The sequence below is a fragment of the Herminiimonas aquatilis genome, from assembly GCF_042665175.1.
GTDB lineage: Bacteria > Pseudomonadota > Gammaproteobacteria > Burkholderiales > Burkholderiaceae_D > Oxalicibacterium > Oxalicibacterium aquatilis.
Map to the genome: position 1 here is coordinate 1,784,688 of NZ_JBHTCC010000001.1, position 12,404 is coordinate 1,797,091.

14 protein-coding genes are annotated in these 12,404 nt (G+C 52.3%); all 14 read left to right on the plus strand.

Annotated elements, in window-relative coordinates:
- The first annotated feature begins 77 nt into the window (after positions 1–77).
- Complete coding sequence (locus tag ACFQO0_RS08270) at positions 78–1,541, plus strand: glutamate synthase subunit beta (protein ID WP_382233542.1); 1,464 nt, start codon at positions 78–80, stop codon at positions 1,539–1,541.
- Between the two features lie 154 nt (positions 1,542–1,695).
- Positions 1,696–2,499: an ABC transporter ATP-binding protein gene (locus tag ACFQO0_RS08275; protein WP_382233544.1), complete on the plus strand. Its 804-nt coding sequence runs from the start codon at positions 1,696–1,698 to the stop codon at positions 2,497–2,499.
- Positions 2,496–3,278, plus strand: coding sequence for a lipid asymmetry maintenance ABC transporter permease subunit MlaE (gene mlaE, locus ACFQO0_RS08280; protein ID WP_382233546.1), 783 nt, complete (start codon positions 2,496–2,498; stop codon positions 3,276–3,278). Before ACFQO0_RS08275 ends, mlaE begins: the two co-directional genes overlap by 4 nt.
- 141 nt (positions 3,279–3,419) lie before the next feature.
- Positions 3,420–3,893 carry an outer membrane lipid asymmetry maintenance protein MlaD gene (gene mlaD, locus ACFQO0_RS08285; protein ID WP_382233548.1) on the plus strand — a complete coding sequence of 158 codons (474 nt, stop codon included), beginning with the start codon at positions 3,420–3,422 and terminating at the stop codon, positions 3,891–3,893.
- Positions 3,890–4,729 (plus strand): MlaA family lipoprotein, encoded by an 840-nt coding sequence (locus tag ACFQO0_RS08290; RefSeq protein WP_382233550.1) that lies wholly within the window; start codon positions 3,890–3,892, stop codon positions 4,727–4,729. The genes mlaD and ACFQO0_RS08290 overlap by 4 nt, the downstream gene beginning before the upstream one ends.
- A 95-nt stretch (positions 4,730–4,824) precedes the next feature.
- Positions 4,825–5,481 carry an MlaC/ttg2D family ABC transporter substrate-binding protein gene (locus ACFQO0_RS08295; RefSeq protein WP_382233552.1) on the plus strand — a complete coding sequence of 219 codons (657 nt, stop codon included), beginning with the start codon at positions 4,825–4,827 and terminating at the stop codon, positions 5,479–5,481.
- A 6-nt stretch (positions 5,482–5,487) separates the two neighbouring features.
- The gene (locus ACFQO0_RS08300) at positions 5,488–5,775 is read left to right on the plus strand and encodes an STAS domain-containing protein (protein WP_382233554.1); all 288 of its coding nucleotides are present in this window, start codon (positions 5,488–5,490) and stop codon (positions 5,773–5,775) included.
- Positions 5,776–5,960: 185 nt separating this feature from the next.
- Entirely contained in the window at positions 5,961–6,872 is a 912-nt protein-coding gene (locus tag ACFQO0_RS08305; RefSeq protein ID WP_382233556.1) for an ABC transporter ATP-binding protein, read from the plus strand.
- Positions 6,869–7,624: an ABC transporter permease gene (locus ACFQO0_RS08310; protein ID WP_382233558.1), complete on the plus strand. Its 756-nt coding sequence runs from the start codon at positions 6,869–6,871 to the stop codon at positions 7,622–7,624. Before ACFQO0_RS08305 ends, ACFQO0_RS08310 begins: the two co-directional genes overlap by 4 nt.
- Positions 7,625–7,681: 57 nt before the next feature.
- Entirely contained in the window at positions 7,682–7,918 is a 237-nt protein-coding gene (locus ACFQO0_RS08315; RefSeq protein WP_382233560.1) for a BolA family protein, read from the plus strand.
- 90 nt (positions 7,919–8,008) lie between these two features.
- On the plus strand, positions 8,009–9,259 hold the full coding sequence (murA, locus tag ACFQO0_RS08320) for a UDP-N-acetylglucosamine 1-carboxyvinyltransferase (RefSeq protein ID WP_382233562.1): 1,251 nt from the start codon (positions 8,009–8,011) through the stop codon (positions 9,257–9,259).
- Entirely contained in the window at positions 9,259–9,948 is a 690-nt protein-coding gene (gene hisG, locus ACFQO0_RS08325; RefSeq protein ID WP_382233564.1) for an ATP phosphoribosyltransferase, read from the plus strand. Before murA ends, hisG begins: the two co-directional genes overlap by 1 nt.
- Positions 9,949–10,007: 59 nt before the next feature.
- Complete coding sequence (hisD, locus tag ACFQO0_RS08330; protein ID WP_382233566.1) at positions 10,008–11,324, plus strand: histidinol dehydrogenase; 1,317 nt, start codon at positions 10,008–10,010, stop codon at positions 11,322–11,324.
- A 19-nt stretch (positions 11,325–11,343) separates the two neighbouring features.
- The gene (locus ACFQO0_RS08335) at positions 11,344–12,162 is read left to right on the plus strand and encodes a DNA-methyltransferase (RefSeq protein WP_382233568.1); all 819 of its coding nucleotides are present in this window, start codon (positions 11,344–11,346) and stop codon (positions 12,160–12,162) included.
- The last annotated feature ends 242 nt before the right edge of the window (positions 12,163–12,404 follow it).

The following is a 12,404-nucleotide window of genomic DNA, read 5'->3' on the forward strand; positions in this document are numbered from 1 at the left end:
TAAACAGTCCGCAAACGATGTCATGGCCAGCTCGAACAGAGCTGGCCGCAACGAATGGTCTAGAAGGCGAGAGAAACATGGGAAAGATTACCGGCTTTATGGAATTTCAGCGCTTGCGTGAAGCGAGCGAAGAACCGGAAAAACGCACCGCGCACTACAAGGAATTCACGCTGCATTTGAGCGATTCCGAAGCAAAAATTCAGGCAACACGCTGCATGGATTGCGGCATTCCGTTTTGTAATAACGGCTGCCCGGTCAATAACATCATTCCCGACTGGAATGATCTGGTGTACAGCGGCGCGTACAAGCAAGCGCTGGACACTTTGCACTCGACCAACAATTTCCCGGAATTTACCGGTCGCATTTGCCCTGCGCCGTGTGAATCCGCATGCACACTCGGCATTAATGACGATCCAGTCGGCATCAAGTCGATCGAGCATTTCATAATCGACAAGGGTTGGGAAAGCGGTTGGGTTGTGCCGCAACCTGCAACTGTTAAAACTGGCAAGAAAGTTGCCGTCGTCGGTGCCGGTCCTGCCGGTATGGCAGCTGCGCAGCAACTGGCGCGCGTCGGTCACGATGTAACCGTGTTCGAAAAGAACGATAGGGTCGGCGGCTTGCTGCGTTATGGCATCCCTGACTTCAAGATGGAAAAATCGCACATCGACTTGCGCGTCAAGCAGATGGAAGCCGAAGGCGTGAAATTCCGCACCAGCGTATTGGTTGGCAAGGATTTCCCATCGAATATCATCAACTGGGCAAAGGAAACGATTTCGCCGGAACAGTTGAACAAGGATTTCGACGCAGTGATCATCTCCGGCGGCGCAGAACAGCCGCGCGATCTGCCGGTTCCTGGTCGCGAGTTGAAAGGCGTGCATTTCGCGATGGACTTCCTGCCTTTGCAAAACAAGGTCAATGCCGGTGATAAGGTCAAGGATCAATTGCTGGCGACCGGCAAGCATGTAGTCGTGATCGGCGGCGGCGATACCGGTTCCGATTGCGTTGGTACTTCGAATCGTCACGGTGCCGCATCCATTGCGCAATTTGAATTGTTGCCGCAACCGCCGGAAGAAGAAAACAAGCCTATGGTCTGGCCTTACTGGCCAACCAAGCTGCGCACCTCGTCTTCGCATGAAGAAGGCTGCGAACGTGATTGGGCGGTTGCGACCAAACGTCTCGAAGGTAAAAACGGCAAAGTTGAAAAACTGATTGCTGCGCGCGTCGAATGGAAAGATGGCCGCATGCAGGAAGTGCCGAATTCAGAATTCGAAATGAAAGCTGATCTGGTATTGCTGGCGATGGGTTTCGTGTCGCCAGTCGCGCAGGTGCTCGAAGCATTTGGCGTCGAAAAAGATGCGCGCGGCAATGCCAAGGCAACCACGGATGGTGAAGGTTGCTATCGCACTTCAGTCGATAAAGTATTTGCTGCCGGCGATATGCGTCGCGGTCAATCTTTGGTCGTCTGGGCAATTCGCGAGGGTCGTCAATGTGCACGTGAAGTTGATGCATTCCTGATGGGCGAATCGGTTTTGCCGCGTTAATCGGCATCGCTAGATAAAAAGCCCGCTGCTTTTCACGAAGCAGCGGGCTTTTTTACAACGCTTTGCAAAAATGCAGTTATTCAAAAATCGTATGAGCAAGAGCGAATTCTCGTTCTGAACTACAATTACGGCATTGCAATAGAAATACGTCGCTGTGCCTAATCTTGTTGAAATCCGTGATCTACATTTTGGCTATGGAGAGCGTCCGATTTTGTCGGAACTCACCATGGATTTCCCGCGTGGCAAAGTCATTGCCGTCATGGGTGGCTCGGGATCGGGCAAAACCACCGTTTTGCGCCTGATAGGCGGGCAGTTGCAGCCGCAGTCAGGCAAGGTGACGGTCGATGGTCAAATCGTGCACTCCCTGGAAACCAAGGCGCTGTATCAGTTGCGCCGCAAAATGGGTATGTTGTTCCAGCACGGCGCATTGTTTACCGATATGTCGGTCTTCGATAATGTTGCCTTCCCATTGCGCGAACACACCAATCTGTCGGAACAGTTGATTCGCGATCTGGTTCTGATGAAGTTGCATACGGTTGGCTTGCGTAATGCCGCAAAGCTAAAACCGGCCGAGATTTCCGGCGGCATGGCACGTCGCGTTGCGGTAGCCCGCGCGATTGCTCTTGATCCGCAACTGATCATGTATGACGAGCCGTTTGCCGGTCTCGATCCTATCTCTATGGGCATGACGGCGAATTTGATTCGAAAATTAAATGACGCCTTGGGCTCGACCACTATTCTGGTGTCGCACGATGTGCATGAATCGTTTTTGATCGCCGACTATGTCTACTTTCTGTCCAGTGGCAAGGTGGTAGCGCAAGGCACCCCTGCAGAAATGACGAGTTCGACCGATCCGTATGTGAAGCAGTTCGTCAATGCTGAGCCTGATGGTCCGGTACCGTTTCATTATCCAGGCGCGTCGCTGTCGGATGACTTGGGTTTTGGGGGGCGCACATGATAGTAGTTACGTTTCTAACGATGATCGGGTGCGGTGTGCGTGAGTTTGTGACGAATCTCGGATTTGCCACGCGCACTTTTTTTGCTGTGATCGGCGCTTCCGGCGACTTGCTTCGCCGCCCGCGCCTGGTAGTCGCCCAAATTCATTTTATCGGCAACTACTCACTGGTACTGATTGCCGTGGCAGGTTTATTTGTTGGCTTTGTGCTTGGTCTGCAAGGCTACTACACACTGAACAAATACGGCTCCGAGCAGGCACTGGGCTTGCTAGTTGCCCTATCGTTGACGCGTGAACTGGGCCCGGTAGTGACTGCTTTATTGTTCGCAGGTCGGGCCGGCACATCACTGACCGCAGAAATCGGTTTAATGAAAGCCGGAGAACAATTGTCCGCAATGGAAATGATGGCAGTCAATCCGCTGCAACGTGTGCTGGCGCCGCGTTTCTGGGCGGGGGTTATTGCGATGCCGGTATTGGCGGCAATTTTCAGCGCAGTTGGCATTATTGGCGGCTACATCGTTGGCGTACAGATGATAGGTGTCGATGAAGGTGCGTTCTGGTCGCAGATGCAAGGTGGTGTCGACGTTTGGAATGACGTGGCTAACGGCGTGATTAAAAGCATCGTATTTGGTTTTGCAGTCACATTTGTCGCGTTGTATCAAGGGTATCAGGCGCAGCCGACGCCGGAGGGTGTGGCGCGGGCCACCACACGTACCGTCGTGATTGCATCGTTGTCTGTGTTGTGGCTAGACTTTTTGTTAACGGCATTGATGTTCAGCTAAGAGTTGTCGGGAGCGGGCATTTTACTTTTCGATTAAAATGTTCGCCCCTCTTGCGCTTTGATCGTAATGCATGGTGAGGCGATTTATATGAGTGATTCATATAAATAAAAGCACTTTCTCCCATATTTGAGGTATCTGTTTATGCAACGAAAATCATTAGACTTGTGGGTAGGCCTCTTTGTGTGCTTGGGCGCTGCCGCGCTGTTGTTTTTGGCGATGAAGGCTGGCAACATGAGTTCGCTGTCTTTTGAAAAAAATTACACGGTGATCACCCGCTTCGACAACATTGGTGGCTTGAAGCCACGCGCGCCGGTTAAAAGTGCGGGTGTTGTCGTAGGGCGGGTTGCCAATATCACATTCGATGATAAAAATTATCAGGCAACGGTGACGCTGGATATTGAAAGTCGTTATCAATTTCCAAAAGATACGTCAGCCAAGATTTTGACTTCAGGTTTGTTGGGTGAGCAATATATAGGGCTTGAAGCTGGTGGCGATATCGCCAATCTCGCTGCAGGTGACAGAATTACAATGACGCAATCGGCAATAGTGCTGGAGAATTTGATCAGTCAATTCCTCTTTAGCAAGGCAGCCGAAGGGAAAGAAGAGCAAAAATGAAAAACATGAGCAAAACCATCCTGTTCGCTGCGGCGTTACTTCTCAGCGGCTGCGCAACTACCAATGGCAGCAATCCGGATGATCCTCTTGAAGGTTTCAACCGCACGATGTTTGATTTTAACGATGGGCTTGATCGCGTTGCGTTAAAACCTGCAGCGACTGCCTATCAGGAAGTCTTACCTTCTTTTGTGCAGACCGGTGTCAACAATTTCTTCGGCAACATCGGCGACGTGTGGACTATGGTCAATAATTTCCTGCAAGGAAAGGTTGATCAGGGCTTTTCGGACGTGATGCGCGTAACGTTTAATAGCACATTCGGTTTGGGCGGCGTGCTCGATATTGCTTCGGAAGCGGGCATTCCGAAACACAAAGAAGACTTTGGCCAAACTCTCGGCAAGTGGGGCGTCGCTTCCGGCCCTTACGTCGTGTTGCCTGTTTTTGGCCCTTCGACTGTGCGTGATACGGCCGCTTTGCCAGTGGATATAGCTGGCGATTTGTGGACTTACACTACGCCGGTTGATGTGCGTAATATCGGTGCCGTGGTGCGTGTGATCGATTTGCGTGCCTCCGCTTTGAAAGCAACTAATTTGCTGGAAGAGGTCGCGCTGGATCGTTACACATTTATTCGCGGCGCTTATTTGCAGCGTCGTGAAAGCCAGGTCAATGACGGTATCGAGTCGACCAAGCCGGCAGCTGACAAGACTATCGGCCCGCAAAGTAATGCCGCGCCATTCCTGCCTGCAACTGATACGGCTGTTGCTATTGAGACAGCATTGGAACCACAGGTATTGGACGCTGTCGAAAACCTTGCAAACGAGCCGGTTGCACTAATGTAGTGTGCAAGGAGTGAATCCTCCGCCGGATTTCTTTTGGGTCCGGCACGGATGGTACAAGCAAATGTGGGACTCGTTACAAACAGAATCGGAAAAAGATGAAATTTTTGAAAAAGTTTATTTTCGCGGTGGCCGTAATGACCTTCGCCACTTCTACAGTTACAGCGGCGGTGCAAGAGACGCCTGATGTATTGATCAAGCGTATTAGTGAAGAAGTCATGACCATCGCCAAGTCCGATAAGGATATACAAGGTGGAGATTCGCGTCGCGTACAACAAGTCGTAGAAGAGAAAATCCTGCCGCATGTTGATTTTCAGCGCATGACTTCTCTGGCTGCTGCCCGTCACTGGCGTGACGCGACACCTGAACAGCAAAAACAATTGACGACAGAGTTTCGCAGCTTGCTGATGTACACCTATTCAGGTGCGATTTCGCAAATTCGCGATCAAAAACTGGAGTATCGTCCTTTGCGCGCTGATCCGGCTGATACAGAAGTGATCGTCAACACGCAAGTGATTCAGCCGCGTGGCGAACCGATTCAACTCAGTTATCGCCTGGCAAAGTCGCCTAATGGCTGGAAAATCTACGACGTTAATGTTCTGGGTGCTTGGCTGGTAGAAACATATAAAGGCAGCTTCGCTGCAGAAATCAGCAAAGGCGGCATCGATGGCTTGATCAAGGCGTTGTCGGATAAAAACAAGAAACTTGCCGGCAGTATCGCTAAAACTGGCAAGGCCACTGTAGCAGCACAATAAGTGAACATGTTTCAACCCGGCGTATCGCTTACCTTCGACAATGCGAAAACGGCATTGGATGCGGGCTTGCAGGCGATCGCCTCGGGACAGACAGATATAGATTTTTCCGCTTTGGTCACTGTTGATTCCGCAGCCGTAGCAACCATGCTGGCTTGGCAACGGGTCGCTGCGGCCAAGGCGATTTCTTTGTCTTTTCGCAATATTCCCGGTAATTTACTCAGTCTGATTTCTCTTTATGATGTAACCGCACTGATCGCACCGAATATTGTGCGTGCTGATCTGCCGCATCATTGACCTTTCGCTAGCGGTCAACACTCTCTCTTCCCTTTCGTCGCTCTCTGCATAACTGCCCTAAAACCGCGGTACCAGACGAAAATCCAATATAATCAAGGGTTTCGCCATTCGGTTAGTGCGAGTTGCGCAACCAATAGTGGCAACGATCAGCGTTTCCCATTTTCCATAAAGTGCTATTAGCCACCATGGCTGCAATTCAAATAAACAATGTCGAAAAAAGCTATCGCTCGCTGAAAGCGCTCAATGGCATTTCACTGTCGATCGAAGAGGGTGAATTTTTTGGATTGCTCGGGCCGAATGGCGCCGGCAAAACCACATTGATCTCCATCATCGCGGGTTTGAATCGTGCTGATTCTGGCACCGTGGAAGTGCATGGGCACGATGTCGTAAGCGACTACCGTCAGGCGCGCAAGCTGCTCGGAGTGGTGCCACAAGAGTTGGTGTTCGATCCTTTTTTTACAGTGCGCGAAACGCTGCGCATGCAGTCCGGCTATTACGGTTTAAAAAATAATGACCCGTGGATAGACGAGGTGATGCATCACCTTGATCTGACCAACAAGGCAGACGCCAATATGCGTGCCTTGTCGGGTGGCATGAAGCGCCGCGTGCTGGTCGCGCAGGCCTTGGTGCACAAGCCACCTGTGATCGTGCTGGATGAGCCGACGGCGGGTGTCGATGTTGAGTTGCGGCAGACGTTATGGAAGTTTATTTCACGCCTTAACCGTGAGGGACATACGGTTGTCTTGACCACGCATTATCTGGAAGAGGCGCAAGCCTTGTGCAACCGTGTCGCGATGTTGAAGGCGGGGCAGGTCGTTGCGCTGGATTCGACGTCGGCATTGATCAAGCGCATCTCCGGTTCGCAACTAGTGGTGCAGCTTGCCTCGGGCAACTTGCCTGATGAATTGAAGGATTTGGTTTCTCATCCGGAAGAACTAGTGCTGGGTAATAAGTACACCTTGCGCGTCACTGAATACAAAGACGTCGAGCCGATACTGGCAAAATTGCGCTTGTGCGGTGCCGTCATCGAAGACATGCAATTGCAGCAAGCCGATCTGGAAGATGTTTTCATTCAGATCATGGAAGGTGAAAAATGATCGGCTTCCAGACCTTGTTCTATAAGGAGATGCTGCGCTTCTGGAAGGTGGCGACACAAACGGTTGCTGCGCCTATCTTGACTGCAGTTTTGTATCTGCTGATATTCGGCCACGTGCTGGAAGATCATGTACAGGTTTATCCCGGCGTCAAATACACGGCATTTTTGGTGCCTGGCCTGGTGATGATGAGTGTGTTGCAGAACGCGTTTGCCAATTCCTCATCGTCGCTGATCCAGTCCAAGATTACCGGCAACCTGGTATTCGTTTTGCTGACGCCCTTGTCGCACTGGGAATTGTTTGGCGCCTATGTATTGGCTGCGGTGGTGCGCGGTGTGGTGGTTGGCAGCGGCGTGTTTCTGGTGACTGCTTGGTTTGCAGACATGTCGTTTGCGGCGCCGTGGTGGATACTGATTTTTGGTGTTCTGGGTGCGAGCATGCTGGGCACTATGGGTTTGATCGCCGGGATTTGGGCAGAAAAATTTGATCAACTGGCGGCGTTCCAGAACTTCCTGATCATGCCCGCAACTTTCCTGTCCGGCGTTTTTTACTCGGTGCATTCCTTGCCGCCATTTTGGCAAACCGTCTCGCACCTTAATCCATTCTTTTACATGATCGACGGTTTCCGTTACGGCTTCTTCGGTCAATCGGACGTCGATCCTCTGGTCAGCTGTGTTGCCGTCGCGTTCTTCCTGTTGCTGCTGTCAGGCCTGGCAGTGCAGTTGCTGAAAAATGGTTACCAGCTGCGTCATTGATTGCTCGCAAAGCATTTTTATTTATTCACTTATCATTCCATATTTAAAGGCATAAGCATGTTGCCCACACCAGAATTAGTTAAAAGTTATATCTCTGCAGGCATGGATTGCACGCACATCGAAGTAAGCGGGGACGGCGCGCATTTCGAGGCAGTGATCGTATCGCATGCATTTGCAGGCAAGCGTTTGATTCAGCGTCATCAATTAGTCTATGCCGCACTCGGCGACCGCATGCGGGAAGAGATTCATGCGCTGTCGATGAAGACGCTGACGCCGGAAGAATTCCAGCAGTAATGTCGTTATGAAAGGTATGCGCCTGCAAGTTTCCGCGCGTGCAGAATTCAAACGCCTTAATAATTCAACTCATTTATGGACAAGCTTTAAATGGACAAGCTTTTGATTCAAGGCGGTCATCGTCTTTCCGGCGACATCGATATCTCCGGTGCCAAGAATGCCGCTTTGCCCATCCTGTGCGCAGGACTGTTGACAGCCGATTCTGTTCAACTCAGCAATGTGCCGCGGCTGCAGGACGTCGCGACGATGTTGAAGTTGTTGCGCCAAATGGGTTTGCAGGTTGAGCAGGATGGCGAGCACGTTACCTTGAATGGTAGCGCGATTGACAAGCTGGAAGCGCCGTATGAAATGGTGAAAACCATGCGCGCATCGATACTCGTGCTCGGTCCATTGCTGACGCGTTTCGGCGAAGCCAGGGTTTCGCTGCCTGGCGGTTGTGCGATTGGTTCACGCCCGGTTGATCAGCATATCAAGGGACTGCAGGCGATGGGCGCCGAGATTACGATCGAAGCCGGTTACATTCATGCGAAAGCAAAGCGCCTGAAGGGCGCACGTATCGTCACTGACATGATCACGGTCACGGGTACCGAAAACCTGTTGATGGCAGCGGTACTGGCTGATGGCGAAACGATACTGGAAAACGCTGCGCGCGAACCCGAAGTCACCGATCTGGCGAATCTGCTGGTCGCGATGGGGGCGCAAATCGCCGGCATAGGTACCGATCGTCTGGTAATCCAGGGTGTGGAACGCTTGCACGGCGCGTCGCATGCAGTCATTCCTGATCGCATTGAAACCGCCACTTTCCTGTGTGCGGTGGCGGCAGCGGGTGGCGACGTCACTTTACACAAGGCGCGCACCGATACGCTGGATGTTGCATTCGATAAGCTGCGCGAAGCAGGCGCGATCCTGACTTCGGCTGACGACTGGATACGCGTGCAAATGTCGTCGCGTCCCAAAGCTGTGAGCTTCCGTACTACCGAATATCCAGGTTTCCCGACCGACATGCAGGCGCAATTCATGGCGATGAACTGCATTGCCGAAGGCAGCAGTCGCGTGATCGAAACGATTTTTGAAAATCGTTTCATGCATGTGCAGGAAATGAACCGTCTGGGTGCGGCGATTACGATCGAAGGTCACACAGCGATTGTCGACGGTGTCGATAAACTGGTGGGCGCGCCTGTGATGGCGACCGACTTACGCGCATCCGCCTCGCTGGTGATTGCCGCGCTGGCTGCGGAAGGCGAAACCCTGATCGACCGCATTTATCATCTGGATCGCGGTTACGATCGCATGGAAGTCAAACTGTCTGCCGTCGGCGCACATATTCAGCGAGTGAAATAATGACGCAATTCGATACGAAATTTGACACACAAAATAATCCGCAGCAACTGACGCTGGCCTTGTCGAAAGGCCGCATCTTTGAAGAAACCTTGCCCTTGCTGGAAGCTGCCGGCATCAAGGTAAAGGAAGATCCGGAAACTTCGCGCAAACTGATTCTGCAAACCAGCGATGCGAATGTGCGCGTGATTATCGTGCGTGCGTCCGACGTGCCGACATATGTGCAATACGGCGCTGCTGATTTCGGCGTGGCGGGCAAGGATGTCTTGCTGGAGCATGGCGGCGAAGGCTTGTATCAGCCTATCGATTTGAATATTGCCCATTGCCGCATGTCGGTCGCGGTAAAAGACGGCTTCGATTATGCCAGTGCGGTGCGCCAGGGTGCACGTCTGCGTGTCGTGACCAAATATGTGCAAACCGCGCGCGAGCATTTCGCCGCTAAAGGGGTGCACGTTGATTTGATCAAGTTGTATGGTTCGATGGAACTGGGTCCGCTGGTTGGCCTGGCTGACGCGATCGTCGACCTGGTCAGCACCGGCAGCACCCTGCGCGCGAACCATCTGGTTGAAGTCGAACACATCATGGAAATTTCGTCGCGCCTGGTGGTGAACAAGGCAGCGCTGAAATTGAAACGTGAACGCTTGCAACCAATACTGGAAGCATTCGAAAAGGCGTCGAAACGCCAGTCTTGAAATAGCGAATGAATGATGAATAAGCGCATTCATTTCTACGTGAGTTGATAGAGAAAAAAATGTCCATACAAATCCGAAAATTTGATTCCAGGCATCCCGACTTCAAGGCACAACTCGCCGATGTGTTGGCATTCGAGGCGAGCGAAGACGAAGCGATTGACCGCGGCGTCATGCTGATACTGGATCATGTCAAGCGCGAGGGCGATGCAGCGGTCCTGGAATACACCAAGCAATTCGATCATGTAGACGCGTCGAATATGGCGGCGCTGGAAATTTCACAAGATGAATTGCAAGCTGCGCTGAATAACTTGTCACCCGTGCGCCGCGCTGCTTTGCAAACTGCAGCCGATCGCGTGCGTGTTTATCACGAACGCCAAAAAGCGGAAATCGGTTCTGCCGGGTTTAGCTATACCGAAGCCGACGGCACCATCCTCGGCCAAAAAGTCACGCCACTGGATCGCGTCGGTATTTACGTACCGGGCGGTAAAGCCGCATACCCGTCATCGGTCTTGATGAATGCGATCCCTGCCAAGGTGGCCGGGGTGCAAGAAGTCATCATGGTGGTGCCTACGCCGAAGGGCGTGAAGAATGAATTGGTGCTGGCCGCAGCGGCGATGTCAGGCGTTGATCGAGTCTTCACGATCGGTGGTGCGCAAGCTGTCGGCGCACTCGCATACGGCACTGCAACGATACCGCAAGTCGATAAAATCGTCGGTCCTGGCAACGCCTATGTTGCGGCGGCCAAACGGCGCGTGTTCGGCACTGTTGGCATAGACATGATCGCCGGACCGTCGGAAATCCTGGTGATTTGTGATGGCAGCACCGATCCGGACTGGATTGCGATGGATCTGTTTTCACAAGCCGAGCACGACGAGCTGGCGCAATCTATTTTGATTTGTCCTGATGCCGCTTACATTGATGCCGTTGTTGAAAGCATCAATCGCCAATTGGCCGAGATGCCGCGCAAGGATGTGATTGCTACCTCGCTGACTAACCGCGGTGCGATGATCAAGGTCCGCGATATGGATGAAGCGTGCGAGATCGCGAACTCTATCGCCGCCGAACATCTGGAAATTTCGACGGAAAATCCGCAACAATGGGCTGACAAGATTCGTCATGCCGGCGCGATGTTCCTGGGCCGCTTTTCTTCCGAATCGCTGGGCGATTACTGTGCCGGCCCGAATCACGTATTGCCGACATCGCGTACCGCGCGTTTCTCCTCACCACTAGGCGTATACGACTTCCAGAAGCGCTCCAGCATGCTGCAGGTAAGTGAAGGCGGTGCGCAGACTTTAGGCAAGGTTGCAGCAGAACTTGCCTACGGCGAAGGTTTGCAGGCACATGCGCGTTCGGCAGAATATCGGCTGAAAAAATGACGTGCTTGCGGGCGATGCAATGACGGACTGGCGCGATCGCATTTTTTGCGAAGATGCGCTGGCTGGTCTGGCCCGTATCCCGGATGGCGCTATCGATTTGATCATTGCTGATCCGCCTTATGGTCTGGGCAAGGATTACGGTAACGATTCCGACAAGATGGACGCCGATGCTTATCTGCATTGGATGGAGCAGTGGGTAGACGCAGCATTGCCCAAGCTCAAGCCGAATGGCAGCCTGTATATTTTTCTGACCTGGCGTTATTCGCCGGAAGTGTTTGTCATGCTGAAAAAACGCATGACGATGGTGAATGAAATTATCTGGGACCGACGCGTGCCATCGATGGGCGGCAGTACACGCCGCTTTTCTTCGGTGCATGACACGGTAGGTTTCTTCGCCAAGGCCAAGGATTATTACTTCGATCTGGATGCTATTCGTATTCCCTACGATGCCGTCACCAAGAAGGCACGTTCGCGCTCAATTTTTGTCGGTGCCAAATGGCTGGAGCTGGGTTACAACCCTAAAGATGTGTGGAGTGTCTCGCGCCTGCATAAAGAGCATAAAGAACGTGCCGATCATCCCACCCAAAAGCCGCTGGAAATTGTCGAACGCATGCTGAAGGCATCTTGTCCACCCGATGGTGTGGTACTCGATCCCTTCATGGGCAGCGGAACGACGGCGGTCGCAGCCAAGCGCTGCGGTCGCCATTTTGTCGGTTTTGAACTGAATGCCGAATATTGCGATTTGATCGCAATGCGGCTGGCAGCGCTCGATATCGAGGCTGAGGACGCGATTGCAGTGCTGCCTGACCATGACAAAACGGTACCGGAAGAGACCTGATTGCCTGGTAGCGTGGAGTCATCGGTTCATGCCTTTAGCAGCGTCTTGTTGCGCAAGTTTTGCCGCTCGTAAATGCAAAAATTGCGGAGATAGACGGAATCAGTGTCTGGAACGCAAAGTGCTAGCTGAAAATATGGGTAAAATGCGTGTATTGTCAGAAAGCGCTTTTGGCTTACGCTAGCAGCATCAGGAAATACCACTACCTCGACGGTTTTAAAACCTCATTCTCATCGTAACGGTCA

Coding starts and splice junctions, on each gene's coding strand:
- ACFQO0_RS08295 (WP_382233552.1), top strand. CDS start 4,825: ATGAAATTTTTGAAAAAGTTTATTTTCGCGGTGGCCGTAATGACCTTC.
- ACFQO0_RS08270 (WP_382233542.1), top strand. CDS start 78: ATGGGAAAGATTACCGGCTTTATGGAATTTCAGCGCTTGCGTGAAGCG.
- mlaE (WP_382233546.1), top strand. CDS start 2,496: ATGATAGTAGTTACGTTTCTAACGATGATCGGGTGCGGTGTGCGTGAG.
- murA (WP_382233562.1), top strand. CDS start 8,009: ATGGACAAGCTTTTGATTCAAGGCGGTCATCGTCTTTCCGGCGACATC.
- ACFQO0_RS08310 (WP_382233558.1), top strand. CDS start 6,869: ATGATCGGCTTCCAGACCTTGTTCTATAAGGAGATGCTGCGCTTCTGG.
- hisD (WP_382233566.1), top strand. CDS start 10,008: ATGTCCATACAAATCCGAAAATTTGATTCCAGGCATCCCGACTTCAAG.
- ACFQO0_RS08300 (WP_382233554.1), top strand. CDS start 5,488: ATGTTTCAACCCGGCGTATCGCTTACCTTCGACAATGCGAAAACGGCA.
- ACFQO0_RS08305 (WP_382233556.1), top strand. CDS start 5,961: ATGGCTGCAATTCAAATAAACAATGTCGAAAAAAGCTATCGCTCGCTG.
- mlaD (WP_382233548.1), top strand. CDS start 3,420: ATGCAACGAAAATCATTAGACTTGTGGGTAGGCCTCTTTGTGTGCTTG.
- ACFQO0_RS08335 (WP_382233568.1), top strand. CDS start 11,344: ATGACGGACTGGCGCGATCGCATTTTTTGCGAAGATGCGCTGGCTGGT.
- hisG (WP_382233564.1), top strand. CDS start 9,259: ATGACGCAATTCGATACGAAATTTGACACACAAAATAATCCGCAGCAA.
- ACFQO0_RS08315 (WP_382233560.1), top strand. CDS start 7,682: ATGTTGCCCACACCAGAATTAGTTAAAAGTTATATCTCTGCAGGCATG.
- ACFQO0_RS08290 (WP_382233550.1), top strand. CDS start 3,890: ATGAAAAACATGAGCAAAACCATCCTGTTCGCTGCGGCGTTACTTCTC.